This window comes from Citrobacter sp. BDA59-3 (assembly GCF_015167655.1).
GTDB classification, from domain to species: domain Bacteria; phylum Pseudomonadota; class Gammaproteobacteria; order Enterobacterales; family Enterobacteriaceae; genus Phytobacter; species Phytobacter diazotrophicus.
In genome coordinates this window covers 1,444,909-1,471,489 of the sequence record NZ_CP063427.1, presented here as the reverse complement: position 1 = coordinate 1,471,489, position 26,581 = coordinate 1,444,909, and the positions used below count along the sequence as shown (strand labels likewise).

Sequence of the window (26,581 nt, the reverse complement as noted above, 5' to 3'; positions counted from 1 at the left end):
CAGACCATGAAGACCACTCTCTCCGTTCGTTTCGTACAGCGCCTGGCGCTCACCACGGCACTTACTGCCGCAACCCTCGGCGCAGCCCATGCCGATGATCTCAACATCAAGACCATGATTCCTGGCGCCCCACAGATTGATGCCGAATCCTGGATCCTCATCGATTACAACTCCGGCAAGGTGTTGACCGAACAGAACGCCGATTCACGCCGCGATCCGGCCAGCCTGACGAAAATGATGACCAGCTACGTCATCGGCCAGGCAATGAAAGCGGGTAAATTTAAAGACAGCGATCTGGTCACTATCGGCAATGACGCATGGGCGACCGGCAACCCGGTGTTCCGTGGCTCTTCTCTGATGTTCCTGAAACCGGGTATGCAAGTTCCGGTTTCCCAGCTCATCCGTGGTATCAACCTGCAGTCTGGTAACGACGCCTGTGTGGCGATGGCCGATTATGTTGCCGGTAGCCAGGACGCCTTTGTCGGTCTGATGAATAACTACGTTAAAGCGCTTGGCCTGCAGAACTCCCATTTCCAGACGGTTCATGGTCTGGATGCTGAGGGGCAATACAGCTCAGCGCGTGACATGGCTCTGATTGGCCAGGCATTGATTCGTGATGTGCCAAACGAATACTCCATCTACAAAGAGAAAGAGTTCACCTTTAACGGTATCCGCCAGACCAACCGTAACGGCCTGCTGTGGGATAACAGCCTGAATGTCGACGGTATTAAAACGGGTCACACAGACAAAGCGGGTTACAACCTGGTGGCTTCTGCAACCGAAGGCCAGATGCGTCTGATCTCCGCAGTCATGGGTGGCAGAACATTCAAAGGGCGTGAGGCCGAAAGTAAAAAACTGCTGACATGGGGTTTCCGTTTCTTCGAAACCGTAAGCCCGCTGAAAGCAGGCAAAGAGTTCGCCTCTGAGCCAGCCTGGTTCGGTGATAACGATCGCGCTTCGTTGGGTGTTGATAAAGACGTATACCTGACAATCCCACGTGGTCGCATGAAAGACCTGAAAGCAAGTTATGTTTTAAGCACCAGCGAACTGCACGCACCGTTGCAGAAAAATCAGGTGGTTGGCACGATTAACTTCCAGTTGGACGGCAAAACCATCGAACAACGCCCTCTGGTCGTGCTGCAGGAAATTCAGGAAGGGAATTTCTTCGGCAAAATCATCGACTATATCAAGCTGATGTTCCACCACTGGTTCGGCTAAAAAACGAACACTTGAAAGTGTGATTTCCGTCCCCATATACTAAGCATCTCAATAAACTCCTGCCCTTTCGGCAGGAGTTATTATTTTTACGCCGGAGCTGACATGAAAACCAATCTCAAAGAACTGCTTGAATTCCCGACTCCCTTTACATACAAAGTGATGGGACTGGCGAAACCAGAGCTGGTTGATCTGGTGGTTGAAGTGGTACAGCGCCATGCGCCCGGTGATTACTCTCCGCAGGTAAAACCGAGCAGCAAAGGCAATTACCACTCGGTATCCATCACCATCACCGCCACCCATATTGAGCAAGTTGAGACACTGTACGAAGAACTGGGCAATATTGAAATTGTTCGTATGGTGCTGTAATGAAGCCAGGTGTTACCGGGCCGCTGGTCGGGTAACACCCTCTCTGTGATATACTCCCCTCACCTTTTCTTCTCCCGGAGATGCTGTTTTGTCTCAGGATACAATCCTAATCCGTAACCTTGGCCTGCAGCCCTACGACCCTGTGTCGGAGGCAATGCATGAATTCACGGAAACCCGCACCGAGAGCACACCTGACGAAATCTGGCTGGTTGAACACAACCCGGTATTCACCCAGGGCCAGGCAGGTAAAGCTGAGCATGTGCTCTCTCCGGGTGATATTCCGGTAATACAAAGCGATCGTGGAGGTCAGGTTACTTATCATGGTCCCGGTCAGCAGGTCATGTACATATTAATAAACCTCAAGCGTCGCAAACTTGGCGTCCGCGAACTCGTCACCGTGATGGAACAAACTGTCATCGATACGCTGGCGGAATTGGGTATTGAGGCGCGTGCGCGCGCCGATGCTCCGGGTGTTTATGTGCAGGATAAAAAGATCTGTTCGCTGGGGTTGCGCATCCGTAAAGGTTGCTCATTTCATGGCCTGGCGTTAAATATTGCAATGGATCTAACCCCTTTTTTACGCATCAATCCTTGTGGGTATGCGGGAATGGAAATGACACAGGTAAAACATTTCGCGCCTGATGCCAATATGGACAAAATAAGACCTGTGCTTATTAGCCATCTTTTAGCACAGCTAAACAATCCGCCACATATATATACCAGTACTTAATATATGATGTATAGCGGCTTGCTTTTTAAGCAAGTCGTTATATATTTCCCCCAGTTATACTTTACAACCGCAGCGCTCTTCTCTATTTTCAAAATACCTGCCTGATCAGGTTAATTCGCAACGCGTGGCACATTTGCTGCTACGTCGAATTGCGCGTAGCCGGATTAAATTTAAGCTTAATGTCCTGCATCATGCTGAAAACCATCCATAATGATGATATGTGAAGAAAAAAACAGCTTAAATTACACATCACCATAAATAATAAATTCAACTATCATTCATATTGTGAATGATTACGGAGCACAAGCGTGGATTATAATAACTTGCCGGAACAGAGAATAGCCGAGCGACCCGAAGATGATAAACCGCAAATCTTCCGAACGTTACGCAATATAGACCTCAATTTATTGACCATCTTTGAGGCAGTATATGTACACAAAGGGATTGTGAATGCCGCGCGAGTGCTTAACCTGACGCCGTCCGCAATTAGTCAATCCATTCAAAAATTACGAACAATATTTCCCGATCCGCTTTTTATTCGTAAAGGCCAGGGCGTGACGCCAACAGCCTATGCGTCGCATTTACATGAGTATATCAGCCAGGGTCTGGAATCGATTCTCGGTGCGCTGGATCTCACCGGGAGTTATGATAAACAGCGAACCATCACCATAGGCACGCCGCCTTCGCTGGGCGCGATTGTGATTCCCGTCATCTGGCAGGCGATCAAAGAGAGCGCACCACATCTGGTAATGCGCAATATCCCTATCCATGATGCCGAAAATCAGCTCAGTCAGTTCCAGACCGATCTCATCATCGATACCAATATCCCGTCAGCACGCACTCTCAGCCATCATGCGCTCTATACAGACAGGCTGATGCTGGTGTGCCGCGAAGGGCATCCATGCCTGCGCTCGACGATCAACGAAGATGTCCTGCAACACTATGAACATACCTTATTGATGCTAGAGGGACAAAACCTGAGTGCGTTGCGTCAGCGTGTTCAGGATCTGTTCCCTGAACGTCACGTCAGCTTTAGCAGTTACAATATGTTCACTATCGCAGCACTGATTGGCAACAGCGATATGTTGGGGCTGATGCCGACTCGTCTGTTCAAGCTTTTTAGCGCGTGCTGGCCTCTGGTGGAAATTGATTTTCCGCCAGTCAGTAACGAAAGACTGGATGTTTCTTTGTATTACAATAAGTTAAGCCTTCGTGATCCCGTGCTTGAAAACGTTATCAACGTTATTCGCCGCGCATTCTGAAGTCCATATCAGCCTGGCAAAAAGGACAATGACCATCGGGCAAAGGGTACAAAACAACAACTATTTTACATTTTGCCGAGTTGCCAGGCTGCTTTCTGTCCTCTATCAGTGCTATACTGCACGTCATTAATTCAAAAATAGTTGATAAATACAACATTCCCTTGAATTGAAACACTTACTTCGTTATCCGCAACTGGAACACGCACGCTATGAGTAAACCCATTGTGATGGAACGCGGTGTTAAGTACCGCGATGCCGATAAAATGGCCCTTATCCCGGTTAAAAACGTGGCAACAGAGCGCGAAGCCCTGTTAAGAAAACCGGAATGGATGAAAATCAAACTTCCGGCTGACTCGTCCCGTATTCAGGGCATCAAGGCGGCCATGCGTAAGAATGGGCTGCACTCGGTTTGCGAAGAAGCGTCCTGCCCGAACCTGGCAGAGTGTTTCAATCACGGCACGGCAACCTTTATGATCCTCGGCGCTATCTGTACGCGTCGTTGTCCGTTCTGCGATGTGGCGCACGGTCGCCCTGTTGCGCCGGATGCCAATGAGCCGAAAAAACTGGCACAAACTATCTCTGATATGGCGTTGCGTTACGTCGTGATTACCTCCGTAGACCGTGACGATCTGCGCGATGGTGGTGCCCAGCATTTCGCTGACTGTATCAGTGCGATTCGCGAGAAAAACCCCGCAATCAAGATTGAGACACTGGTTCCAGACTTCCGTGGTCGTATGGACCGTGCACTGGATATTTTGACGGCGACCCCTCCGGATGTGTTTAACCACAATCTGGAGAACGTACCGCGCGTTTACCGCCAGGTCCGTCCGGGTGCAGACTATAACTGGTCGCTGAAACTGCTGGAACGCTTTAAAGAAGCGCATCCGGAGATCCCAACCAAGTCTGGTCTGATGGTGGGACTTGGCGAAACCAATGCGGAAATCGTCGAGGTTATGCGTGATCTGCGCCGTCACGGCGTCACCATGCTGACGTTGGGCCAGTATCTGCAGCCAAGCCGTCACCACCTGCCTGTACAGCGTTATGTAAGCCCGGAAGAGTTTGACGAAATGAAAGCGGAAGCGTTGGCGATGGGCTTCACCCATGCCGCATGCGGTCCATTCGTGCGTTCGTCCTACCACGCTGACCTACAAGCTAAAGGTATTGAAGTCAAATAATGCGGTAATATCTGATTACACTTGCCATAAAAAAACCGGCCATTGCGCCGGTTTTTTTATGCTGCACGAACAGGCTTACTCTTTATGAGAAAGCTTTTCGACAGGAACGTCGTCTTCCGCAGTTTTCTTCGCCGTGGTGTCATCGTCGTTCATGGCTTTTTTAAAGCCCTTGATCGCTGTGCCCAGATCACCGCCCAGCGTACGAAGTTTTTTGGTACCAAACAGCAGAATGACCAGTGCGGCCACGACCAGCAATTTGGTAATACTAATCTCACCCATAGATACCTTCTTTCATAAATCGGACTGCGTAAAGCACCATTATAACCTGATGTCATTAACGGTCATTCGACGCGCGCACACAATAGCAATCTGTAACGAGATGAATCAAGCGTTGTTTAAAAAAACATCACATCAGTTGCGGTGGAGCGAAACGGCGGTTTCGCAGTACCGGTAGTTTTTCCCGCGTCTGCGATAAGCGCTGCTGCGTAATCTCCGCCATGATGAGCTGCGGGGCTTCCCCCGCTGCGGCAATAACCACCCCTTGAGGGTCGACCACCTGACTCAGGCCAATATTCTTATTGCCACATTCACCTGACGCAACGATATAACAGGTCGTGTCCAGTGCTCGTGCAGCCAGCAACGTCGCCCAGTGACGCTCTTTGAGCGGGCCCCGAACCCAGGCAGCAGGAAGCGCCAGAATGTCTGCCCCCTGTAGCGCCAACGACAATGCCAGCTCGGGGAAGCGCAGATCATAGCAGGTCATTAACCCAACCTTCATCCCGTCTACGTCAATTAATGGTGCGATTTCATGCCCCGCATCCACGCGAGCTGACTCTTGCATGTTAAATGCATCGTACAGATGAAGCTTTCCATAATGGGCAATGATGTGCCCTTCGCGCAGCGCCACCAGCGTATTGACCGCCCTGCCTGGCGTAGAAGGCACATGGAGGGTCAGTATGGTTGTCAGCTTATTGCGATGGCTCTCTTCCAGCAACAGGCTTAAAAAACCGCCATCCAGCGTCTGAGCCGATTTCACAGACATATGGGGGTCATTGTCATCTCGCGCCAGTAACGCCTCTGGAAGTACCAACAGCGACGCCTGCTGGCGTGCCGCTTGCGCCATCAAGGTTACACACGTCCGGGCATTCGTTTGCCAGTCCGGGGTAACCACAAATTGCCCTGCTGCAACAATCATCGTTTTCTCCTGATTCTGTCGCCATAGCCAGCCTTGCGCTTCGGCGCTACACTCACCACTCTAACAAATCAAATAGCAGGATTTTCCCGTGTTACAACTTCTTTTAGCTGTCTTTATTGGTGGTGGTACTGGCAGCGTGGCGCGTTGGGCGCTCAGCATGAAATTTAACCCCGCCCATCACGCTATTCCGCTGGGGACTCTGACCGCGAACTTAGCCGGCGCGTTTATCATTGGCATGGGGCTGGCCTGGTTTAACCGCATGACCCATATCGACCCGATGTGGAAGGTGTTGCTGACCACTGGTTTTTGCGGCGGTCTGACGACCTTTTCAACATTTTCGGCCGAAGTGGTGTTTTTACTGCAGGAAGGACGCTTTAGCTGGGCTTTGCTCAACGTGGCCGTTAATCTGCTCGGATCATTTGCGATGACGGCGCTCGCGTTCTGGTTGTTTTCCAGCGTGAATGCAAATTAAGGGTAAAAAAAACCCGCCTTAGAGGCGGGTTTTGAAATTCTGTCTTATTGCTAACTTAGATAGCCATTACGTTAGCAGCAGAAGGACCTTTGGCACCGTTAGTGATTTCGAACTCTACACGCTGACCTTCAGCCAGAGTTTTGAAACCATTGCTCTGGATTGCAGAGAAGTGTACGAACACGTCTTTGCTGCCATCTTCCGGAGTAATGAAACCGAATCCTTTGGATTCATTAAACCACTTAACGTTACCTTTAATCTTAGACATCAATATTACCTTTACATGAAAAACGACACAAATGCTGTGTCGAGTTACAGTACAACAATTGTGAAGACTTTTGTCCAGTCGTTATTCATCAAAAAGTGATAAATGTCGCTAAGTTTTTTCAAAGCTACCGTTTATTTGGGATCCGCATCAATGGTTAAGAATTAACCACCCCAAAAATGCTACGTCCCGGAAACGAGACGCGGCATTGTAACGCTGAATTAGCGACGACGATGAAGCAATTGATACACCGCCGGGATCACAAACATCGACAATAACGGCGCGGTGACCATGCCGCCGATCATGGGCGCGGCAATACGACTCATCACCTCTGAACCGCTTCCCCCGCCCCACATTATCGGCAACAGGCCTGCCATAATGGTGGCAACAGTCATGACTTTTGGCCGCACGCGCAGCACCGCCCCTTCATGAATGGCCCGCCTTAACATCGACTGACCGCCATCCGGATCGCGTTGGCGATATTTCTCCAGCGCATGATTGAGGTACAGCACCATTATCACGCCGAATTCTGCCGCCACTCCCGCCAGCGCAATAAAGCCGACAGCGCCCGCAACGGACAAATTGTATCCCAATAGCCACAACAACCAGACGCCGCCAATCAGCGAAAACGGCAACGTTCCCATGATTAATAACGCGTCGGAAATGCGCTTAAAGGTGATAAACAGCAGGACAAAAATAATCATCAGCGTGACGGGTAAAACGACTTTTAATTTCGCCGTCGCCCGCTCCAGATACTCAAACTGACCGGACCAGGAGAGCGTAACCCCCTGCGGCAATGTCACCTGTTCAGCAACCCGTTGCTGCATATCGTCCACGGCTGATTTAAGGTCGCGACCACGTAAATCGACATAGATCCAGTTCGACAGGCGCGCATTCTCACTTTTCAGCATCGGTGGACCCTCTTTCACCACAATATCCGCCAGTTCGCCCAGCGCGATCTGACTGCCGTTTTCAGTGATCACTGGCAGCGCACGAAGATCGTCGACGTTGTCGCGGATTTCACGCGGATAGCGAATATTGATCGGGAAACGCTCACGCCCCTGCAAAACCTCGCCGACGTTTTCCCCGCCCACCAGAGTTGAGACCAGCGATTGCAACTCTTTGACCGAAACGCCGTAGCGTGCGGCCTGTTGACGGTTGATATTGATATCCACATAGCGCCCGCCCGCCAGCCGCTCTGCCAGCGCCGACGTCACGCCAGGCACGGTTTTCACGACCTGCTCGATGTGTTGAGCCACTCGCTCGATATCGGCAATGTTATTACCGTTCACCTTTATCCCCACGGGGCTTTTGATCCCGGTCGCCAGCATATCCAGTCGGTTACGAATCGGCGGCACCCAGACATTGGCAATCCCCGGCAGGTTAACCGTTTTATCGAGTTCCTCGACCAGTTTTTCCGGCGTCATGCCTGGACGCCACTGTTCGCGAGGTTTAAAGCGAATGGTGCTCTCAATCATGGTTAAGGGTGCCGGGTCCGTTGCGCTCTCTGCCCGGCCCGCTTTACCGAAGACGCTTTCCACTTCCGGGACCGTTTTGATCAGTCTGTCCGTCTGCTGTAACAGTCTCGCCGCTTCCCGAGCGGAAATCCCCGGCAGTGTCGACGGCATATAGAGCAGATCCCCCTCATTCAACGGTGGCATAAATTCGCTACCCAGGCGACTGAGCGGCCAGAGCGTGGCAAGCAGTAACAGCAAAGCAACACCAATGGTCGCTTTCGGCCAGTTCAGTACCCTATCCAGCAGCGGCTCATAGAGACGAATAAGAAAACGGTTGATGGGGTTCGCTTTTTCATCCGGGATTTTCCCACGAATGAAGAGAGCCATCAGCACCGGCACCAGAGTGATACCCAGGCCAGCCGCCACGGCCATTGACCAGGTTTTTGTAAACGCCAGCGGCGAGAACATTCGCCCTTCCTGCGCCTCCAGCGAAAACACCGGAATAAACGACAGGGTGATGATAAGCAGGCTGCAAAATAGCGCGGGACCGACTTCCACCGCAGACTGTTCCGACAAACGCCAGTAATCCGCCGCCACCAGTTTGCGTCCGGGGTTATCGTGCCGCCACTGCTCCATCACTTTGTGCATGTTTTCAATCATGACTATCGCGGCATCCACCATCGCGCCAATGGCGATGGCAATCCCGCCCAGTGACATGATATTGGCGTTAATGCCTTGATAATGCATAACAATAAACGCGCCAAGGATGCCAAGCGGCAAGGATACAATCGCCACCAGCGCCGAGCGGAAATGAAACAGGAAGAGCGTACAAACCAGCGCCACCACAATAAACTCTTCAATAAGTTTATGGGTCAGGGTCTCTACCGCATGCTCAATCAGGGTAGAGCGATCATATACAGGAACGATTTCCACCCCGGCAGGCAGGATCTTCTGCACCGCCTGTAACTTTGCTTTTACCGCATGAATGGTTTCCAGCGCATTTTTGCCATAGCGCATCACAATGATGCCGCCCGCCACCTCCCCTTCACCGTTATACTCCGCAACCCCACGGCGCAGCTCCGGTCCAAGCCGCACGCTGGCTACATCTGAGAGCATAACCGGCACGCCCTCGCGGCTGGTAATGACGATATGGCGGAAATCCTCCAGCGTCTGCAGATAACCGGTGGTGCGCACCATAAATTCGGCCTCGCCCATCTCCAGCAGCGCACCGCTACTCTCCTGGTTCGCCGACTGAACGGCGGTGATTAACTGCGCATGGGTGATATTCAACGCCCGCATACGAGCCGGATCCGGTACGATTTGGTACTGGCGAACCATCCCGCCGACGCTGGCCACCTCCGCCACGTTGGGTACGGTTTTCAGCTCAAATTTCAGCGTCCAGTCCTGCAATGCGCGCAGATCGGCAAGGTTATGTTTCCCTGTGCGATCAACCAGCGCGTACTCGTAGATCCACCCCACCCCGGTGGCATCCGGTCCCAGCGCCACGTTAACCCCGGCAGGCAGTGACGTCTGGATCTGGCTTAAATTCTCCAGCACCCGCGAACGTGCCCAGTACAGATCGGTATCATCATCAAACAGTACGTAAACGTAGGCGTCGCCAAACATCGAGTAACCGCGTACCGTTTTGGCACCCGGCACGGATAGCATTGCCGTTGTGAGCGGCCAGGTAACCTGGTTTTCGATGATCTGTGGTGCTTTGCCCGGATAGCTGGCACGAATAATCACCTGCACATCCGATAGATCCGGTAAGGCATCAAGCGGCGCACGCTGCACCGACCATATGCCCCACCCCATCAATACCAGCGCGGCAAGCAGGATCAGCAGTCGGTTACGCAAAGAGGCGCGAATAATGGCGGCTATCATTTCATCGCCTCCGTCGCAGGCATCAGGTGGGTGATCACCGCGCCGTTTTCATCATCAAGGGTAAAACTGAACATCACGCGGTCGCCGGGTTTGAGGGTGGAAACCGGCGTTTTGAGTGTGAAATCCATCGTCATCGCCCCCCAGTTCAGCGCTGGAATGGGTTGATGCGCCAGCGTGATGCTGCCCGCATCAATGGCTTTGATCACCCCGGTGGTTTCGTACTCTTGCGCCTGTTTCTGGTCGGGAACCGCACTCTGCGCCGTGTCTCCCGGTAAGGCGCTGCGTAAGCTGGCTTCGGAGTCAATCAGGAACTGCCCGGAAGTGACCACGCTGTCCCCCTCTTTAAGACCGGAGAGTACCTCCGTCCAGCCTTGCGATGTTCTGCCTGTCGTCACCTTCACCGCCTGGAAGTGCCCCTCGCCAGAGGCGAGCAAGACCCTGGTTGCCACCCCGGTTTCAATCAACGCCTCTTCCGGGATCGCCAGTACCGCAGGCTGCTGCGACGTTTCCGGCTGCGTCACCGTCAGGAACATGCCGGGTTTCAGTTTTTGCTGTGGGTTATCCAGCACGATGCGCGCTTTTAATGTGCGCGTGGTGGTTTCCAGTTGTGGCAGTAGCTCGCTCACCCGGCCATGAAATTGCTCACCCGGCCAGCTTGAGGAGCGCGCGATGATCTCGCTGCCTGCACTCAGGGTTTGTGCCTGACTTTGTGGGTAATCCACCACCAGCCAGACGGGGTCGAGGCTGGCAAGTTCAAATAGCGTTTGTGCCTGAGCAACCTGCGCCCCTTCCCGTGAATCCAGTTTCACGACATAACCCGCGCGATCGGCGCGCAGCGTCAGGCGAGTTTGCGGTTTGCCGCTGCGCTCTACCGCCAGAATTGTCGCTTCTGGCATAAACTGCAACGCCAGTCGGTCACGCGCCGCACGTGTCAACGCACCGTCACCTAGCTGACGTACTGCCAGATACTCCTGCTGCGCCGTCGTCCATTGCGGGATCCATAATTGCGCCAGCGGCTCGCCTTTTTTCACCCACTGCTGAGGCGCACGAACAAACAGTTTTTCTACTACGCCATTGGCGGGAGCAGAGATCGTCTGGATGCTGCGCTCATCGGTTGTCACCGTCGCAAAAGCAGAAAAAGCGGGAGCCAGTACGCGCTTCTCAACACCCGCAGTGGTCATCCCAAGGTTTTGCTGCTGACGCGCACTCACGCTGACACCATTGTCGGTCGGCCCTTCATCCGCATAACGCGGCACCAGCGGCATATCCATAAAAGGCGATTTCCCCGGTTTATCGAAGCGCTGCCCCGGCACCATGGGGTCGTACCAGTAGAGGACTTTTCGTTCCGCGTTAGCGCTGGCGTGATCGTGGTTGTCTGCTGTCAGCGCGACCTGTTGTCGGCCTGCGACATAGCCCGCCGCCGCTGCCACGCAGGCGGCAATCAGAATCGCTAAAACTGTTTTTTTCATTGCGCCAGCTCCTGAGGAATCAACCAATGGATGGCGGCCCATGTCCGTGCCATCTCTTTTTCCGCCTGATAAACCGCCAGTTCGCTGTCAAGAACCGTGCGGCGCGCATCCAGCAATTCAGGCAACTGTGTCTGCCCGGCGCGGTACTGCGCCGCCATCAGCGAGGCGCGTTTGCGTACCAGCGGTAAGACATCGTCGCGCTGACGCATCCACAGCGCCTGGGCGGCGTTGTACTCAGCAATCAAGGTGCGAACCTGCGCCACATGTTCGCGTTCGGTCTGTGCCAGTTGATCGTTGGCCTGCATTGAGCGGGAGATATCCGCCGCATGGTCTTTGTCCTGACGCTGTGATTTGAAAAGGGGAAGGTCGACGGTAAACATCACCCCGGCCATGTCTTCATACCCTTCGGCGCGACGGCCATACCAGACTTCCACTTCCACATCCGGGATGGCGGCAACAGCGGACTCGGCAGAGCGCGCCTTCGCACTGTTAGCTTCGCTGGCGGCGGCAATCATTTCCGGATGCAGTGCGACGCCCTGTTCCAGTGTTTGCTCGTCGGCAGGCAGGCGTTCATAGCGAGGTAAGTCACCAGCGATAGTGGTAACGGGCTGTCCGGTTAGTTGGGTCAGGCGAGTCCGGGCCACCTGCACGTCACGTTCCGCAAGGGTGACTTTGTCGCGCATCGCACTCAGGCCAATCTGGAAAGCAAGCACGCTATCAGGTGCCGCGTTACCCGCACTGACGCTGGCTTTTTGCGCCCCCTGCTGTGCGGTCGTTTCCGCCAGCAATTTGCGCGCGGTTTGCAGAGCACGCGTGGAGAGCGCGAGATCCAGCCACGCCTGCGCCGCATCGCGTTGCAAATTCGCACGCGCCACCGAGGATTTCGCGTTCACGCTTTGCGCCTGTGCCAGCAGCGTGTCAGCTTTGCGATCGCGTTTTTCAGCACTGACGTATTGCTGCATCACGCCGATGCGCTGCATGGTCATGCCTTCACGGGTAAAACGGCGTGCGTTACTGCCCTGTACAGGCAGGTTATCAATACCGAATTTCAGCTTCGGGTCGGGAAGTTGACGGGCCGAATCTGCCATTGCATCCAGCGCCCGCGCTTCATTGCGATTAGCGGATAATTCGGCAGAGTAGCGTTCTGCAGCGGCGAGGGTCTGCGTGAGCGTCAGTGGCTCCGCCGAAGCGGCGGAGCACACCAGGCCCAGCAACACCCCGCCGAGCACCAGGCTCAGGGAGTATCGTTTCATCCTGCCCCCGTTATTCTTGCGGCGTCAGAGAAACGATCTGGTAACCGTTCGCGTTCTGCACAAACGCGAAGTCAACCTTTTCGCCCACAGCCAACTGCGATGGCGCAGCTTCCGACAGATCAAACTGCATGGTCATCGGCGGCCAGTTGAGATCTGGGATGGCTTTATGAGCGATAGAAACGGACTGCGGCGTGATTTTTTTGATAACGCCCTGGGCGTGGTAAACATGCGCCTGCATGGCGGTGTGCTGCGCCATGTCGTGATTCATGTCGTGGTTCATGGCGTGCGCTTGCACGGCGGAAAAAGAGAGTACAGCCAGCACACCTGTCAGCGCGCGAAAAATAGAAGAACGCATCGTAAAACTCCTGTTAATCGAAAATTAATTAAAATTCAACGAATTAACAGTTTTCTACTCGCGAAACCGGCAAAAACGGATGGTTGCCGGCGGCCCTGCTGCGGGAGGTGTGAGCGACCAGCCCTCACGGACGGTATCAACACAAAGGGGTTTGGCGACGACCAGTGTCATGCTGACAGGTAGCGCGACTGGCGTCTGATGACCGCTGTCTTTTTGCGCCACATCCGGTACGCAATGCTTGTCGCACAGAGGCGCTTTCATTTGATGGGCAGGCGGCTGCATCGCATTATCGGTCATCATATGATCGTAATGCTGTGTCATTACCGTTTCGCCCTGCACATCCAGGTCGCAATCATGCGAGGCTATGGCCACCTGACTCTGGATCAATAGCCAGCCGAACGCGATCAGCAGCATCGTCAGATGCCGCCTCATTACGCGTAAACGACTAATCCAGCCAGTGTACATAATAACCTTTCAATCAATACGGGAACCGGGAGCGAGTATAGGCGCCGATATTTTTCTTTTTAAAGCTTTTTTTGATTAATTTACGTGGCTTATTTATTCGCAACCAAAAAAACTAATTCCATTAACTTTTTATTTTCTTTTTAGATCCCATTACGCCCATTGTTTTTTGCGAACTTCCGCAACGGTATTTTTGTCATTTTGCGGAAAATAAGCAAAAATGCGCGATAATATACGCAAAACGAATCTTCCTTGATTTTAATCATCTACTCATTAGCGGTTATTCGGCACATTGCGTTTCTTCCTTTTCCGGTAGTCATTTTTCATGTTCTTTACGCTGGGATCCAGAACATTATGTTAACGTTTATTGAACTTCTGATTGGCGTCGTGGTAATCGTGGGTGTGGCACGCTATATCATCAAAGGTTATTCTGCCACCGGCGTGCTGTTTGTCGGCGGGCTGGCGTTATTAATCGTCAGTGCGCTGATGGGGCATAAAGTCCTGCCGGGCAGTGCTACCAGCACGGGTTACACCGCAACAGACATCGTTGAATACATCAAAATCTTGCTGATGAGCCGCGGTGGCGACCTGGGCATGATGATCATGATGCTGTGTGGGTTTGCCGCCTATATGACCCATATCGGTGCCAACGATATGGTCGTGAAGCTCGCCTCCCGCCCACTGCGTTTTATTAACTCGCCTTATTTATTAATGATTGCCGCCTATTTCGTCGCTTGCCTGATGTCCCTGGCGGTCTCCTCGGCCACTGGCCTTGGCGTGTTATTAATGGCAACGCTTTTCCCCGTGATGGTGAACGTGGGGATAAGCCGCGGGGCTGCCGCTGCTATTTGTGCCTCTCCGGCCGCGATTATTTTATCTCCAACCTCCGGGGATGTCGTTTTAGCCGCGAAAGCCGCTGAAATGCCGCTCATCGACTTCGCGTTTAAAACGACGCTGCCGATCTCCATCGCTGCCATTATCTTTATGGCCATCGCCCACTATTTCTGGCAGCGCTATCTGGATAAAAAAGAGAACATCACCGCAGAGATGCTGGATGTGAAAGACATCACCACCACCGCCCCATCTTTCTATGCCATTCTGCCGTTTACGCCGATCATCGGCGTGCTGATTTTCGACGGTAAATGGGGGCCGGAACTGCATATCATCACTATCCTGGTGATCTGCATGCTGCTCGCCGCAGTGCTGGAATTTTTCCGCGGTTTCAATACACAAAACGTCTTTTCCGGTCTGGAAGTAGCCTATCGCGGCATGGCAGATGCGTTTGCTGGCGTGGTAATGCTGTTAGTTGCCGCCGGTGTTTTCGCGCAGGGTCTCAGCACGATTGGCTTTATCCAGAGTCTTATCTCCATTGCCACCTCGTTTGGTTCCGCAAGTATCATTCTGATGCTGGTACTGGTCATTCTCACCATGCTGGCGGCGATGACGACGGGCTCTGGTAACGCGCCGTTCTACGCGTTTGTCGAGATGATCCCGAAACTGGCACATGAGTCAGGCATCAACCCGGCGTACCTTTCTATTCCGATGCTGCAGGCCTCTAACCTTGGCCGCACCATTTCACCAGTATCCGGCGTGGTGGTTGCTGTAGCAGGTATGGCCAATATCTCTCCGTTTGAAGTGGTTAAACGGACATCCGTACCGGTCATTGTGGGTCTGATTGTGGTGATCGTGGCAACAGAGATCCTGGTTCCCGGCGCTGCCGTGCACTAACGGTCTGTCCTGCCATAACGCAAAAAGCGCCCCTCCGGCGCTTTTTGTGCTTTAATAACCTACGGAAATTATTTAAACACAATCATCAGGATCAGAAATGTTCAGAAAGGGACTCGTCGCCAGTCTGGGTGTCGCCATGGCGATGCTGTCGCTCGCCCCCGCTCACGCTGCCCCACTCGAGCCCAAACAGTACGGTGACTTTGACCGCTACGTGCTGGCACTTTCGTGGCAAACCGGTTTTTGCCAGAGTCAGCATGACCGTGGAGGGCGCGAGCCGCAGGAATGCCGACTGCAAAAAGAGCTACCGCAAAAAATCGATTTTCTAACCGTTCACGGCCTGTGGCCCGGCCTGCCGAAATCTATTGCCGCCCGCGGCGTGGATGAAAAGCGCTGGATGCGATATGGCTGCGCCACGCGACCTGTTCCCAATATGCCAGAGGCGAAAATCAGCCAGAAATGTTCTGCTGCCGAAACCGGGATGTCACTTGAAATGGCCAATAAGCTCAACACGGTAATGCCCGGCGCAGGCGGCGCATCTTGTCTCGAACGTTACGAATACGCTAAACACGGCGTTTGTTTCGGCTTCGACCCGGACGCTTTATTCGGGACGATGGTACGTCTGAATCAGGAAGTGAAACGCAGTGCTTTGGGGCTTTTCCTGGCGAACAATTACGGTAAACACGTCAGCCGTAGCGATTTTGACGCCGCCGTTGCTAAGGCATGGGGCGATAACAGTGTTAAAGCGGTAAAACTGACCTGTAACGGTAATCCGGCGTATCTTACCGAAATGCAAATCGCCATTGATGCGCAGGGGATCAACGAGCCACTTTCCGCGAAATCCCTGCTGGCGCAACCGCATCCGGGTAACTGCGGGAACGACTTTATTATCGACAGCGTCGGTTATTAATCCTCCCCCTTCGGGTTAAACACATAAACCCGGCAAATGTGAGCTAAGTCACTTCAAAGTTGCGTGCAGTCTCAGTATCATCCGAAGAGTTAAACCCTCGCTGCCAGACGGCGAGGGTTTTTCTTTGGATTAATCTGGCGGGATTTCGCCTCATGACATGGAGTAATAGATGTCCAGACCTGCAATTATCATCAATGAACTTGACGCTGAGCGCATTGACCGTCTGCTGGAGCAACCCGCTCATGCCAGTCTGCCGGTCGCGAAGGTGCTGAATGACGAACTGGATCGCGCGCAGATGTGCGCCCCCGAAGCGATGCCAGCCAACGTGGTCACCATGAATAGCACGGTAAAATTCCGTGAGCTTAAAAGTGGCGATATCCGTACACGTACTCTTGTATATCCGGCGCAAATGATCGATAGCGCGACGCAACTGTCCGTGATGGCTCCGGTCGGTGCGGCATTACTGGGCTTACGCGTCGGCGATAGTATCCACTGGGAACTGCCCGGCGGTGCGACGACCGATCTTGAAGTGCTGGAGTTAATCTACCAGCCGGAAGCTGCTGGCGAATATCTGCGCTAAGCACGCCACACGCTGTTAAGAGGATGCATGCTGCATCCTCTTTCCCTTCCCCGCTCACCCGAATGTCGCATTTCGTTGTCCCGCTCAGGCTTCTATTGTGGTAAGAGATTCTTGCCCTGGGTTCGCATATGAGCGAAACATGGATTATCGCCCTTATCTTTTTGATCGTGGCGGCGATTATCGTCGCGGCCGTGCTTTATCTCGAACGACACTGGTAACGCCCGGTTTACCGGAAAATCCTCATTTCTACAAAAACTCCAGCTCGAATAAATAATTGCCAGCGACGTACCAGAATCATTCTGTCATTCCTGCTGAAATACCAGTGACATAATCTACAGGGAGACACGCTTATGTATCAGACAATCATTATGCCGGTAGATGTTTTCGAAATGGAGTTAAGCGACAAAGCCGTGCGCCACGCCGAGTTCCTTGCTCAGGACTCGGGCGTCATCCATTTACTGCACGTTCTGCCTGCTTCTTCCAGCCTCAGCCTGCACCGATTCGCTGCCGATATTCGCCGTTTTGAAGAACACTTGCAGCATGAAGCGCAAACCCGCCTGAACACGATGATAGGCCACTTTTCAATCAGCCCTGAACGTATCCACACCCACGTTCGTCTGGGAAGCGTACGCGATGTGGTTAATGAAATGGCCGAAGAGTTACATGCGGATATGGTGGTGATTGGTTCACGTAACCCCTCTATCACTACCCATTTGCTGGGGTCGAACGCCTCAAGCGTAGTACGTCATGCACATATTCCGGTGCTGGTAGTACGGTAAAAAAAAGAGGCCGCCTCAGGCAGCCTCTTGATTATTGCAGGTATTGTCCCTTCGTTCTTCGGGTTGCCTGCGCGTTAGCGTTATGCAACTCGAATGCGTTGGGATGTCTTACTTTCTTCTTATGCACGCTTAGTGCGGATCAGGTAGTCGAATGCGCTCAGAGAGGCTTTCGCACCTTCGCCTGTGGCGATAATAATTTGCTTGTACGGCACCGTGGTGCAGTCACCCGCCGCGAACACACCTTTGACGCTGGTTTCACATTTCGCATCAATGATAATTTCGCCCATACGGTTGCGCTCAATGGCACCTTCCAGCCAGGTAGTATTCGGCAGTAAACCAATCTGCACGAAGATACCGGCGAGCGCGATATGATGCACATCGCCGCTCACGCGATCGCGGTACTCCAGCCCCGTCAGTTTGCTGCCATCGCCTTTCACTTCGGTAGTTTGCGCATTCAAAATGATGTCGACATTACCGAGGCTACGCACTTTATCCTGCAGCACCTGGTCAGCTTTCATTTCGGGCGCAAACTCCAGCAGGGTGACATGTTCTACAATGCCCGCCAGATCGATGGCGGCTTCCACACCTGAGTTACCGCCGCCGATGACCGCCACACGTTTACCTTTAAACAGCGGACCATCACAGTGCGGGCAGTAGGTGACACCTTTAGTACGATACTGTTCTTCGCCCGGCACGTTCATGTTGCGCCATTTTGCCCCGGTCGCAATGATGATACTGCGTGCTTTCAGTACGGCACCGGATGCGGTTTCAATCTGATGCAAACCACCTTCCACGGCAGCCGGGGTCAGTTTGGTCGCACTTTGCGAATCAATCACATCAACGTCGTATTCCGACACGTGGGCTTTCAGCGCACCCGCCAGTTTTTGACCTTCGGTCTTCGGCACGGAGATGTAGTTTTCGATGTCCACGGTGTCCAGCACCTGACCACCAAAACGCTCACCCATCAGCCCGGTACGGATACCCTTACGTGCGGAGTAAACTGCTGCCGCCGCACCAGACGGGCCGGAACCGACAATCAGCACATCATACGCGTCACGCTTGTTCAGCTCTTCTGCGGCACGTTTTTCCGCGCCGGTATCAATTTTGGCCACGATTTCAGCAAGCGTCATACGCCCCTGACCAAACTCTTTACCATTGACGAAGACAGCCGGAACGCCCATCACATTACGGTCAGTGATTTCATTCTGGTAGGTGCCGCCATCAATCGCCGTATGTTTAATGCGCGGGTTCAGCACTGCCATCAGGTTAAGCGCCTGTACGACATCCGGGCAGTTATGGCAGGTCAGTGAGTAATAGGTTTCAAATTCAAAATCACCGTCGATATCGCGAATCTGTTCGAGCAGAGACTGCGCTTCTTTCGACGGGTGACCACCGGTCCACAACAGTGCCAGAACCAGTGAGGTAAATTCGTGACCCAGCGGCGAGCCTGCAAAGCGCGGCCCCTGGTTTGAACCTGGGTTGGTAATAAGGAACGACGGTTTGCGCACTGCCAGCGTGTTGTCTTCTTTGAAAGAAACTTTATCTGACAGTTCAGCAATTTCAGCCAACAGTTCCTTGATCTCTGCCGATCTGGCGCTGTCATCCAGCGTGGCAATCAGCTCAACAGGTTTAGTCAGTTTCTCAAGGTAAGCCTTGAGCTGCGTTTTCATGTTTGTGTCGAGCATTTTTAATCTCCTGGGCTTAAAACATCATCATGCAAGCTGCCTTATTACAACGGCGCCAATGCAACTTGAATCATGATGCGCGGGATAAAAATCGGGTGCAAAACTGCACCCGATTTCAGACGTAAATTTCCGAACATTTCGCGTCAGAGCAAGGCGACTAGCCTGCGAGTCCCCGGGAGCTTACAAAAGTAAGTGACCGGGGCGAGCAGGTGACGCCAACGCCGCTATGGCGCGAAAGACGACGGAAATCTCAATTCACAAGGCTTTCGTGTTACAGAAAGGCGGCAAGCTTATGAATCCCCGGGAGCTTACAAAAGTAAGTGACCGGGGTGATTAAGCGCAGCCAACGCATCTGTAGTGCGAAAGACGCCGTGAATTTTAGATTTTACCAACCAGATCCAGGGAAGGAGCCAGCGTCGCGTCACCTTCTTTCCACTTAGCCGGGCATACTTCGCCTGGGTGGGAAGCAACATACTGTGCTGCTTTGATTTTACGCAGCAGGTCAGATGCGTCGCGGCCGATACCTTCAGCGGTAACTTCGATAGCCTGGATGATACCCTGCGGGTCAACGATGAAGGTACCACGGTCAGCCAGACCTTCGTCTTCACGCATGATTTCAAAGTTACGGGTCAGGGCGCCAGTCGGGTCGCCGATCATCGCATATTTGATTTTAGCGATGGTGTCAGAGCTGCTGTGCCATGCTTTGTGCGTGAAGTGGGTGTCGGTAGAAACAGAGTAAACGTCTACGCCCAGTTTCTGCAGTTCTTCATAATGGTCAGCAACGTCACCCAGTTCCGTCGGGCATACGAAAGTGAAGTCAGCCGGGTAGAAGAAGAAGACGCTCCAGCGGCCTTCGGTATCTTTCTCAGTAACTTCTACGAACTCACCGTTTTTGAACGCCTGGTTTTTAAAAGGTTTGATTTTGGTGTTAATTAAAGACATCTATACTTCCTCCGTGTTTTCGTTGAGGTGTAAGTTAACGATTTTTTTCCGATTCGGCTAATGCGTTTGCATTATCAAATCAATAAGCGTTAGCTAACAACCCGCACAAAACTGCTTAATGTACCGAACATGAACGTGCATAAGGTCGACGGGGATCCCATCGGTAAAAACAAAAAAGCCACCTCACGGGTGGCTTTAGACCTGAAATACCCGTGGGTGCTTCAGCGCCAGTCATACTGGCATCGCGTTGCGCGACAAGATAAAAGTTATCGCACAGACAGTGGGGATTACAACACTCTCGCTGTCACATAACAATGCACGGGCTCCAGATACTACCTATGGTTGTAATAGGTTTTACCGTCGTCAAATTCATCTCATTGTTACTTAAGGTTTTTATGCTTAAACGTCTACTCGCCCTTTCTCTTTTGCCTTTCTATGTTCAGGCAGAAGAGCTGCCTGCGCCCGTACAAGCCATTGAAAAACAAGGTATCACTATCATTAAATCCTTCGATGCGCCGGGCGGTATGAAAGGCTATCTGGGGAAATATCAGGATATGGGCGTCACCATTTATGTTACGCCAGACGGCAAACAGGCGATTTCTGGCTATATGTATGACACCGCTGGCACCAATCTGAGTGAAAAAATGATTCAGGATGAGATCTACTCGCCGGCAGGTCGGGCGCTTTGGCAGCAGATGGAAAAATCAACCTGGATCCTTGATGGCAAAAAGGACGCACCGCGTGTGATCTACGTTTTTGCCGATCCTTTCTGCCCATACTGCAGCCGCTTCTGGCAACAGTCACGCCCCTGGGTTAAGGCCGGTAAAGTACAAATCCGCACATTATTGGTTGGGGTCATCAAACCCGAAAGTCCGGCGGCGGCGGCAGCCATTTTGGGCGATAGCGACCCGGCCAAAAAATGGCATGACTATGAGCAATCTCTCGGGAAAATGACGCTGGATTTACCCAAAACCATTCCCCCGACAATCATGAATGTACTAAAAAGTAATCAAACATTAATGGACGAATTGGGGGCAAATGCCACCCCGGCCATTTACTACATGAATAAAGAGAATGTGCTGCAGCAGGAAGTTGGACTCCCTGATGAAGAAAAATTGAAGCTGATTTTTGGCGAGTAAGAGCAAAAAAAACAGAATAATGGCAAAATGTGAGCCGGAGAAAAATATCAGCGAAAGTTATGATTATTTCTCCGGAGCTCTTTTTTTGTTACCAATAATAAACACCTGTAGCAAAACAGCGAACAAATAAACAAAATCACAAACGTAATGAATATAAATACCTCAAAACATTTAAAACAATTATATCATTGAAATCTATAGAAAATTAAAGATTAACTCTTTGTTTAATTTCATTATCATTCCCAGCCTAAGTAGGTAATCGCCTGGGATTAATTGACGGTGAAAATTGACAAACAAATTCTGGAACAGGATGTTCTGGACGCCAGCATGGAAAGAATTAAATGGACACTGAAAAACTTTCAGAGAGTATGTGTCTCTTTTTCGGGTGGAAAAGATTCCAGTATCATGCTCAATCTGACGGCGCAACTGGCACGTCAGCTAAAAAAGAAAATCAACATCTTATTTATCGACTGGGAGGCTCAGTTTAGCTATACCATCGAGTATGTTGAGCGTATGCGTGCTGAATACAGCGATATTACAGAGCGCTTCTTCTGGATTGCCTTGCCACTGACTACACAAAATGGCTTATCGCAATTTTCCCCCACCTGGCAATGCTGGCAACCCGGCGTTGAATGGGTACGGCAACCTCCTGAACATGCGATAACGGATCCTGCCGAGCTGCCTTTTTATCAACACGGCATGACCTTTGAATCGTTTGTCAGTGAGTTTGCCGACTGGTTTGCCAATCATCGCCCGGCAGCCATGATGATTGGTATTCGCGCTGACGAATCTTACAACCGCTTTATGGCTATCGCGTCGGCACGCAAAATGCGTTTCGCCGATGATAAGCCCTGGACTACCGCTGCCCCACGCGGGCATGCCTGGTACATTTACCCAATTTATGACTGGAAAATAGCCGATATCTGGACCTGGTTTGGTAAGACCCAAACGCCTTATAACCCATTATATGATTTGATGTATCAGGCAGGCGTGCCCACGCGCTATATGCGTATTTGTGAACCTTTCGGCCCTGAGCAACGCCAGGGACTGTGGCTCTATCACGTTATTGAACCTGAGCGCTGGGCACTCATGTGCGAACGGGTCAGCGGCGTCAGCAGCGGCGGGATTTATGCCGGTCAGGACAATCTTTTCTATGGTCACCGAAAACTCACTAAGCCTGCGCATTTGAGCTGGCGGGAATATGTCCTTTTCTTGCTCGACAGCATGCCGGAGCAATCTGCGGAGCATTATCGCAACAAAATTGCCGTTTATTTGCGTTGGTTTGAAAAACAGGGCCTGACACACATTCCCGATAGCCAGCCCGGGGATGTTGGCGCAAAAGATATACCTTCCTGGCGCCGCATCTGCAAAGTGCTGCTCAATAACGATTACTGGTGCAGGGCACTCTCTTTTAGCCCCACCAAAACAAGCAATTACAAGCGGTATCACGAACGAATCAAAAACAAACGCAAGGAGTGGGGAATTTTATGCAACAGCGATTAATCAGCGAGATTGAGGCATTTCTCGGCGCATTACCTGAGGAAGAACGGATTGAAGCTATCAATGATTTTCGTCGTACTCTCCATGCGTTAAGCCCGTTTCGCGACCAGCCTGTCGATTGTGTTTTATGGGTGAAGAACGACCACATTTCCCCAAATGACTACAACCCTAACAATGTTGCACCGCCGGAGAAACGGTTGTTACTGAAATCGCTGGAGGCCGATGGTTTCACCCAGCCCATTGTGGTGCAGGAAGACAAACCTCATCACTTTGAAATTGTCGATGGTTTTCACCGCCACGAACTGGGCAAAAGTCGGGCGGCGCTAAAAAGTAAACTTAAAGGCTATCTCCCGATTACTTGCCTGAACAGCGACAGAGCCAGCAAGTCCGATCGTATGGCGGCCACCATCCGGCATAACCGGGCACGTGGCCGCCATCAAATCAATGAGATGGCGGAAATTGTTCGTGAACTCTCACGGATAGGCTGGACAGAAGAGCAGATTGGCCAGGAGCTGGGAATGGACAGCGATGAAGTGCTGCGCCTGAAACAGATTAACGGCCTGACAGAACTCTTTGCAGGCCGTCGATTCTCGCGCGCGTGGACGGTTAAATAGCGTCGGTTATAGCTTGCATAACCGTTCAGCGGCTGCCAGCAGCGTCGATTCCTGCTTTGCAAAACACAGGCGAATCAGCTTATGGGGGAAGGGGTCGGCGCAGAAAACCGACAGCGGAATAGCCGCCACCCCAACTTCTTTTGTCAGCCACTGGCAAAAATTCACATCATCAAGATCGGAAATGGCGCTGTAATCGGCAAGCAAAAAGTAAGTGCCTTCGCACGGCAGGATCTCCAGCCGACTGCTGCTGAGCGCATTGACCAGCACATCGCGACGAGCCTGATAAAACGCAGGCAACTGGCGATAATGTTCCGGCTCGCTTCGCAGCATATCCGCCAGTGCCAGTTGCGCAGGCGTATTGACCGAGAAGGTCAGGTATTGATGCACCTTACGCAGCTCGGCGCTAATGGCAGCCGGCGCCACACAGTATCCCACCTTCCAGCCGGTCATATGGAAGGTTTTACCAAACGAAGAAACGGCAATCGCCCGCTGACGCAGTTGCGGGTGCGCCAGCACGCTGGCATGTCCCGCTTCGGCAAAACAGATGTGCTCGTAAACTTCATCGCTCAGCACATAGATTTCTTTCTCGCCAATCGCCTGCCATAATGCCGCGAAATCCTCTTTGCGCCACACCGTCGCAGACGGGTTATGCGGCGTATTAAGGATAACCAAACGGGTTTTATCGCTCAGCAGTGCAGCGAATGCCTGCCAGTCCACGCGAAAATGCGGCGGTTGCAGGGCAATACGTTTTAGCACACCACCAGACAACTCCACCGCCGGGGCGTAGCTGTCATAACTGGGATCAAAGCAGATGACTTCATCACCTTTACGTACCAGCGCGGTGATCGCTGCATACAGGGCCTCGGTCGCCCCCGCCGTTACTGTGATATCGCTGCCCGCGTCCGGTTTGTAGCCATACAGTTCTTCGGTTTTATCGGCAATGGCCTCGCGCAACGCCTGCACCCCGGTCATTGGCGCATACTGATTCGCCCCTTGTGCCACGTGGTAAGCCAGCCGCTCTTGCAAGTAGCGTGGACCATCAAAATCCGGGAATCCCTGGGACAGGTTGATGGCCTTATACTGCTGCGCCAGCGCACTCATTTGCGTGAAAATAGTGGTGCCTAAAGCGGGAAGTTTACTTTGGGGAATCAGTGCGTTATCGCTCATGGTTGCGTGCCTGCTTGTAATACTGATGTTGCTGCCACTATAACACGATGTTAGTATTTGGCAATCAAGACGCTTAGACGTCTAAACCATAAGATTATTCCTGCCGACGCGCAACCCAGGAAGACTATGACAAACAACCTGCAACTCCATGAGCTCGTTAACGCCTGTCACTGGATAGGCCAGAAAGGCTGGTCCCCTGCCACCGGTGGCAATATGTCGGTGCGTGAAGATGCACAATGGTGCTGGCTGAGCGAATCCGGCAAAGACAAAGGCAGCCTGACGACAGCGGACTTCCTGCAAGTGTCGATCGCCGATAACCATGCGCCGTCGGGGCGTAAGCCGTCAGCGGAAACGGGCCTGCACACGCTGATTTACCGTCTGTTCCCGGATGCGAATGCGGTGCTACATGTCCATACGGTGAATGCCACCGTACTGTCACGCGTTGAGCGTGCCCCTGAATTGCTCATCAGCGGCTTCGAAATGCAAAAATCTCTGCGCGGGCAAACCACCCATCTTGATACCGTGCCGATTGCAATTTTCGATAACGCCCAGGATATTGATGCCCTCGCCCGCCATATTGAACATTACGCGCAAGAACGCCCCTTGAACTATGGCTTTTTGCTGCGTGGTCACGGTCTGACCTGCTGGGGGCGCGATGTGGCTGAAGCGCGTCGCCATCTGGAAGGGCTGGAATTTTTATTTGAATGCGAAATGCAGCGCCGTCTGCTGGAGAAATAATGATCCGCGCGATAGTTACCGACATAGAAGGTACCACCAGCGATATTCGCTTTGTGCACAACGTATTATTTCCCTATGCCCGCGAACGTCTGCCGGCTTTTCTGAACGCGCAGCAGTATATCGAGCCGGTAAAAACCATCCTCGATAACCTGCGTGAAGAGATAGCCCAGCCGGAGGCAACCACCGCCGATCTGCTTGATACGCTTGTGCAGTTTATGGATGAGGACCGTAAATCCACGCCACTGAAAGCGCTACAGGGCATTATCTGGCGTGATGGCTACGTCAATGGCGACTTCACCGGTCATCTTTACCCGGACGTGTTGCCCGCGCTGGAAAAATGGAAAGCCAAAGGTATTGATCTATATGTTTATTCCTCTGGCTCAGTGGCAGCGCAAAAACTGTTATTTGGCTACAGCGACGAAGGTGATATTACTCATCTGTTCAGCGGCTACTTCGACACCCTGGTAGGGGCGAAGCGCGAGGTTCAGTCCTATCGCAATATCGCTGAACAACTGGGCGTGCCGCCGGGGCAGATCCTGTTCCTCTCTGATATCCATCAGGAGCTGGACGCCGCAGCGCAGGCCGGTTTACGAACCATACAACTGATTCGCGGCGACCATGACGCGGCGAGCCAACATCACCAGGTTCCCTCTTTCGACCACATTAAGCCGGAGCAGATCCCCTCATGAGCGCACTGACGATTTATTCTGACAAAGACGCCAGCAAGCCTGTCTGGCAAAGTACCGACGCCGCCGGGATTCAGCAGAAGCTGAACGCCAAAGGCGTCCGTTTTGAACGTTGGGAAGCCGACCGTGACCTGGGCGCAGATCCATCACCGGAGACGGTGATCGTCGCCTACCAGCACGCGATCGACAAACTCGTTGCCGAGAAGGGCTACCAGAGCTGGGATGTGATCAGCCTGCGTGCCGATAATCCGCAAAAAGAGGCGCTACGCGCCAAATTCCTCAACGAACACACCCACGGCGAAGACGAAGTGCGTTTTTTCGTGGAAGGTGCCGGGCTGTTCTGCCTGCATATTGATGACGAGGTGTACCAGGTATTGTGCGAGAAGAACGACCTGATCTCCGTGCCCGCCGGTACCCCGCACTGGTTTGATATGGGTTCCGAGCCGAACTTCACCGCCATTCGCATCTTCGACAACCCGGAAGGCTGGATCGCACAGTTCACCGGCGATGCGATTGCGGAAAACTATCCGCGGCTGGCGTGAGTTCCCGCCCCCTT

At 52.5% G+C, this 26,581-nt stretch carries 28 protein-coding genes; 17 read left to right on the top strand and 11 right to left on the bottom strand.

Annotation, left to right across the window (positions count from 1 at the left end):
* Positions 1 to 6 precede the first annotated feature (6 nt).
* The 5 genes from dacA (at position 7) to lipA (ending at position 4,751) form a co-directional block, all read left to right on the top strand.
* Positions 7 to 1,218, top strand: a complete 1,212-nt coding sequence (gene dacA, locus IP582_RS06835) for a D-alanyl-D-alanine carboxypeptidase DacA (RefSeq protein ID WP_041852139.1) — start codon at positions 7 to 9, stop codon at positions 1,216 to 1,218.
* Positions 1,219 to 1,320: 102 nt separating this feature from the next.
* Positions 1,321 to 1,584, top strand: coding sequence for a DUF493 family protein YbeD (gene ybeD / locus IP582_RS06830; protein WP_007373847.1), 264 nt, complete (start codon positions 1,321 to 1,323; stop codon positions 1,582 to 1,584).
* Between the two features lie 88 nt (positions 1,585 to 1,672).
* Positions 1,673 to 2,314 (top strand): lipoyl(octanoyl) transferase LipB, encoded by a 642-nt coding sequence (lipB, locus tag IP582_RS06825; RefSeq protein WP_193795482.1) that lies wholly within the window; start codon positions 1,673 to 1,675, stop codon positions 2,312 to 2,314.
* A 308-nt stretch (positions 2,315 to 2,622) separates the two neighbouring features.
* Entirely contained in the window at positions 2,623 to 3,576 is a 954-nt protein-coding gene (locus IP582_RS06820) for a YbeF family transcriptional regulator (RefSeq protein WP_041852141.1), read from the top strand.
* A 209-nt stretch (positions 3,577 to 3,785) separates the two neighbouring features.
* Complete coding sequence (gene lipA, locus IP582_RS06815) at positions 3,786 to 4,751, top strand: lipoyl synthase (protein ID WP_079498387.1); 966 nt, start codon at positions 3,786 to 3,788, stop codon at positions 4,749 to 4,751.
* A 75-nt stretch (positions 4,752 to 4,826) separates the two neighbouring features.
* On the opposite strand, the gene tatE is transcribed toward lipA, so the two are convergent.
* On the bottom strand, positions 4,827 to 5,030 hold the full coding sequence (tatE, locus tag IP582_RS06810; RefSeq protein WP_193795481.1) for a twin-arginine translocase subunit TatE: 204 nt from the start codon (positions 5,028 to 5,030) through the stop codon (positions 4,827 to 4,829).
* A 127-nt stretch (positions 5,031 to 5,157) separates the two neighbouring features.
* A complete protein-coding gene (locus IP582_RS06805; RefSeq protein ID WP_193795480.1) occupies positions 5,158 to 5,946 on the bottom strand; it encodes a deaminated glutathione amidase in 789 nt (262 codons plus the stop codon).
* Positions 5,947 to 6,034: 88 nt separating this feature from the next.
* Between IP582_RS06805 and crcB the strand changes: the two genes are divergently transcribed.
* Positions 6,035 to 6,418: a fluoride efflux transporter CrcB gene (gene crcB, locus IP582_RS06800; RefSeq protein WP_041852145.1), complete on the top strand. Its 384-nt coding sequence runs from the start codon at positions 6,035 to 6,037 to the stop codon at positions 6,416 to 6,418.
* A 55-nt stretch (positions 6,419 to 6,473) separates the two neighbouring features.
* Here the strand turns inward: crcB and cspE are convergent, their stop codons facing one another.
* From cspE to IP582_RS06770, 6 genes are all read right to left on the bottom strand, one after another.
* Positions 6,474 to 6,683 carry a transcription antiterminator/RNA stability regulator CspE gene (cspE, locus tag IP582_RS06795; protein WP_012542460.1) on the bottom strand — a complete coding sequence of 70 codons (210 nt, stop codon included), beginning with the start codon at positions 6,681 to 6,683 and terminating at the stop codon, positions 6,474 to 6,476.
* A 218-nt stretch (positions 6,684 to 6,901) separates the two neighbouring features.
* Positions 6,902 to 10,021 carry an efflux RND transporter permease subunit gene (locus IP582_RS06790; RefSeq protein ID WP_193795479.1) on the bottom strand — a complete coding sequence of 1,040 codons (3,120 nt, stop codon included), beginning with the start codon at positions 10,019 to 10,021 and terminating at the stop codon, positions 6,902 to 6,904.
* Complete coding sequence (locus IP582_RS06785; protein WP_193795478.1) at positions 10,018 to 11,490, bottom strand: efflux RND transporter periplasmic adaptor subunit; 1,473 nt, start codon at positions 11,488 to 11,490, stop codon at positions 10,018 to 10,020. Before IP582_RS06785 ends, IP582_RS06790 begins: the two co-directional genes overlap by 4 nt.
* Positions 11,487 to 12,743, bottom strand: coding sequence for a TolC family protein (locus IP582_RS06780; RefSeq protein WP_193795477.1), 1,257 nt, complete (start codon positions 12,741 to 12,743; stop codon positions 11,487 to 11,489). The genes IP582_RS06785 and IP582_RS06780 overlap by 4 nt, the downstream gene beginning before the upstream one ends.
* Before the next feature lie 10 nt (positions 12,744 to 12,753).
* Positions 12,754 to 13,098, bottom strand: coding sequence for a copper-binding protein (locus tag IP582_RS06775; protein ID WP_107223631.1), 345 nt, complete (start codon positions 13,096 to 13,098; stop codon positions 12,754 to 12,756).
* A gap of 54 nt (positions 13,099 to 13,152) precedes the next feature.
* Positions 13,153 to 13,563: a DUF2946 domain-containing protein gene (locus IP582_RS06770; RefSeq protein ID WP_193795476.1), complete on the bottom strand. Its 411-nt coding sequence runs from the start codon at positions 13,561 to 13,563 to the stop codon at positions 13,153 to 13,155.
* A gap of 351 nt (positions 13,564 to 13,914) precedes the next feature.
* On the opposite strand from IP582_RS06770, the gene dcuC reads away from it, so the two are divergent.
* The 5 genes from dcuC to uspG all read left to right on the top strand — a co-directional run bounded on the left by dcuC (position 13,915) and on the right by uspG (position 17,554).
* Complete coding sequence (gene dcuC / locus IP582_RS06765) at positions 13,915 to 15,288, top strand: anaerobic C4-dicarboxylate transporter DcuC (RefSeq protein ID WP_041852151.1); 1,374 nt, start codon at positions 13,915 to 13,917, stop codon at positions 15,286 to 15,288.
* Positions 15,289 to 15,385: 97 nt separating this feature from the next.
* On the top strand, positions 15,386 to 16,195 hold the full coding sequence (rna, locus tag IP582_RS06760; protein ID WP_193795475.1) for a ribonuclease I: 810 nt from the start codon (positions 15,386 to 15,388) through the stop codon (positions 16,193 to 16,195).
* A gap of 169 nt (positions 16,196 to 16,364) precedes the next feature.
* Entirely contained in the window at positions 16,365 to 16,775 is a 411-nt protein-coding gene (gene rnk, locus IP582_RS06755) for a nucleoside diphosphate kinase regulator (RefSeq protein WP_193795474.1), read from the top strand.
* Positions 16,776 to 16,903: 128 nt separating this feature from the next.
* On the top strand, positions 16,904 to 16,993 hold the full coding sequence (gene yldA, locus IP582_RS25495; RefSeq protein WP_271851235.1) for a small membrane protein YldA: 90 nt from the start codon (positions 16,904 to 16,906) through the stop codon (positions 16,991 to 16,993).
* 132 nt (positions 16,994 to 17,125) lie between these two features.
* On the top strand, positions 17,126 to 17,554 hold the full coding sequence (uspG, locus tag IP582_RS06750) for a universal stress protein UspG (RefSeq protein ID WP_193795473.1): 429 nt from the start codon (positions 17,126 to 17,128) through the stop codon (positions 17,552 to 17,554).
* 119 nt (positions 17,555 to 17,673) lie between these two features.
* Here uspG and ahpF read toward each other — a convergent pair whose 3' ends face one another.
* Positions 17,674 to 19,239 (bottom strand): alkyl hydroperoxide reductase subunit F, encoded by a 1,566-nt coding sequence (ahpF, locus tag IP582_RS06745; RefSeq protein ID WP_041852155.1) that lies wholly within the window; start codon positions 19,237 to 19,239, stop codon positions 17,674 to 17,676.
* Between the two features lie 378 nt (positions 19,240 to 19,617).
* Positions 19,618 to 20,181: an alkyl hydroperoxide reductase subunit C gene (gene ahpC, locus IP582_RS06740; protein ID WP_041852156.1), complete on the bottom strand. Its 564-nt coding sequence runs from the start codon at positions 20,179 to 20,181 to the stop codon at positions 19,618 to 19,620.
* A 395-nt stretch (positions 20,182 to 20,576) separates the two neighbouring features.
* Between ahpC and dsbG the strand changes: the two genes are divergently transcribed.
* From dsbG to IP582_RS06725, 3 genes are all read left to right on the top strand, one after another.
* A complete protein-coding gene (gene dsbG, locus IP582_RS06735) occupies positions 20,577 to 21,320 on the top strand; it encodes a thiol:disulfide interchange protein DsbG (protein WP_193795472.1) in 744 nt (247 codons plus the stop codon).
* Positions 21,321 to 21,647: 327 nt separating this feature from the next.
* On the top strand, positions 21,648 to 22,823 hold the full coding sequence (locus IP582_RS06730) for a phosphoadenosine phosphosulfate reductase (RefSeq protein WP_193795471.1): 1,176 nt from the start codon (positions 21,648 to 21,650) through the stop codon (positions 22,821 to 22,823).
* Positions 22,808 to 23,434: a ParB/RepB/Spo0J family partition protein gene (locus IP582_RS06725; RefSeq protein WP_193795470.1), complete on the top strand. Its 627-nt coding sequence runs from the start codon at positions 22,808 to 22,810 to the stop codon at positions 23,432 to 23,434. The genes IP582_RS06730 and IP582_RS06725 overlap by 16 nt, the downstream gene beginning before the upstream one ends.
* Positions 23,435 to 23,440: 6 nt before the next feature.
* On the opposite strand, the gene IP582_RS06720 is transcribed toward IP582_RS06725, so the two are convergent.
* On the bottom strand, positions 23,441 to 24,601 hold the full coding sequence (locus tag IP582_RS06720) for a pyridoxal phosphate-dependent aminotransferase (protein WP_071193882.1): 1,161 nt from the start codon (positions 24,599 to 24,601) through the stop codon (positions 23,441 to 23,443).
* A 126-nt stretch (positions 24,602 to 24,727) separates the two neighbouring features.
* Between IP582_RS06720 and IP582_RS06715 the strand changes: the two genes are divergently transcribed.
* Genes IP582_RS06715 through IP582_RS06705 form a run of 3 tightly spaced genes read left to right on the top strand, consistent with a single transcriptional unit; the run spans position 24,728 to position 26,567 of the window.
* Positions 24,728 to 25,339 carry a methylthioribulose 1-phosphate dehydratase gene (locus IP582_RS06715; protein WP_041852162.1) on the top strand — a complete coding sequence of 204 codons (612 nt, stop codon included), beginning with the start codon at positions 24,728 to 24,730 and terminating at the stop codon, positions 25,337 to 25,339.
* Positions 25,339 to 26,028, top strand: coding sequence for an acireductone synthase (gene mtnC, locus IP582_RS06710; RefSeq protein WP_193795469.1), 690 nt, complete (start codon positions 25,339 to 25,341; stop codon positions 26,026 to 26,028). Before IP582_RS06715 ends, mtnC begins: the two co-directional genes overlap by 1 nt.
* Positions 26,025 to 26,567, top strand: coding sequence for an acireductone dioxygenase (locus IP582_RS06705; protein WP_041852164.1), 543 nt, complete (start codon positions 26,025 to 26,027; stop codon positions 26,565 to 26,567). The genes mtnC and IP582_RS06705 overlap by 4 nt, the downstream gene beginning before the upstream one ends.
* Positions 26,568 to 26,581 lie beyond the last annotated feature (14 nt).

Coding starts and splice junctions, on each gene's coding strand:
- dacA (WP_041852139.1), top strand. CDS start 7: ATGAAGACCACTCTCTCCGTTCGTTTCGTACAGCGCCTGGCGCTCACC.
- IP582_RS06770 (WP_193795476.1), bottom strand. CDS start 13,563: ATGTACACTGGCTGGATTAGTCGTTTACGCGTAATGAGGCGGCATCTG.
- IP582_RS06715 (WP_041852162.1), top strand. CDS start 24,728: ATGACAAACAACCTGCAACTCCATGAGCTCGTTAACGCCTGTCACTGG.
- dsbG (WP_193795472.1), top strand. CDS start 20,577: ATGCTTAAACGTCTACTCGCCCTTTCTCTTTTGCCTTTCTATGTTCAG.
- IP582_RS06725 (WP_193795470.1), top strand. CDS start 22,808: ATGCAACAGCGATTAATCAGCGAGATTGAGGCATTTCTCGGCGCATTA.
- mtnC (WP_193795469.1), top strand. CDS start 25,339: ATGATCCGCGCGATAGTTACCGACATAGAAGGTACCACCAGCGATATT.
- ahpF (WP_041852155.1), bottom strand. CDS start 19,239: ATGCTCGACACAAACATGAAAACGCAGCTCAAGGCTTACCTTGAGAAA.
- IP582_RS06790 (WP_193795479.1), bottom strand. CDS start 10,021: ATGATAGCCGCCATTATTCGCGCCTCTTTGCGTAACCGACTGCTGATC.
- ahpC (WP_041852156.1), bottom strand. CDS start 20,181: ATGTCTTTAATTAACACCAAAATCAAACCTTTTAAAAACCAGGCGTTC.
- ybeD (WP_007373847.1), top strand. CDS start 1,321: ATGAAAACCAATCTCAAAGAACTGCTTGAATTCCCGACTCCCTTTACA.
- uspG (WP_193795473.1), top strand. CDS start 17,126: ATGTATCAGACAATCATTATGCCGGTAGATGTTTTCGAAATGGAGTTA.
- rnk (WP_193795474.1), top strand. CDS start 16,365: ATGTCCAGACCTGCAATTATCATCAATGAACTTGACGCTGAGCGCATT.
- yldA (WP_271851235.1), top strand. CDS start 16,904: ATGAGCGAAACATGGATTATCGCCCTTATCTTTTTGATCGTGGCGGCG.
- IP582_RS06805 (WP_193795480.1), bottom strand. CDS start 5,946: ATGATTGTTGCAGCAGGGCAATTTGTGGTTACCCCGGACTGGCAAACG.
- IP582_RS06780 (WP_193795477.1), bottom strand. CDS start 12,743: ATGAAACGATACTCCCTGAGCCTGGTGCTCGGCGGGGTGTTGCTGGGC.
- tatE (WP_193795481.1), bottom strand. CDS start 5,030: ATGGGTGAGATTAGTATTACCAAATTGCTGGTCGTGGCCGCACTGGTC.
- IP582_RS06775 (WP_107223631.1), bottom strand. CDS start 13,098: ATGCGTTCTTCTATTTTTCGCGCGCTGACAGGTGTGCTGGCTGTACTC.
- IP582_RS06705 (WP_041852164.1), top strand. CDS start 26,025: ATGAGCGCACTGACGATTTATTCTGACAAAGACGCCAGCAAGCCTGTC.
- lipA (WP_079498387.1), top strand. CDS start 3,786: ATGAGTAAACCCATTGTGATGGAACGCGGTGTTAAGTACCGCGATGCC.
- IP582_RS06785 (WP_193795478.1), bottom strand. CDS start 11,490: ATGAAAAAAACAGTTTTAGCGATTCTGATTGCCGCCTGCGTGGCAGCG.
- IP582_RS06730 (WP_193795471.1), top strand. CDS start 21,648: ATGGAAAGAATTAAATGGACACTGAAAAACTTTCAGAGAGTATGTGTC.
- dcuC (WP_041852151.1), top strand. CDS start 13,915: ATGTTAACGTTTATTGAACTTCTGATTGGCGTCGTGGTAATCGTGGGT.
- IP582_RS06720 (WP_071193882.1), bottom strand. CDS start 24,601: ATGAGCGATAACGCACTGATTCCCCAAAGTAAACTTCCCGCTTTAGGC.
- rna (WP_193795475.1), top strand. CDS start 15,386: ATGTTCAGAAAGGGACTCGTCGCCAGTCTGGGTGTCGCCATGGCGATG.
- cspE (WP_012542460.1), bottom strand. CDS start 6,683: ATGTCTAAGATTAAAGGTAACGTTAAGTGGTTTAATGAATCCAAAGGA.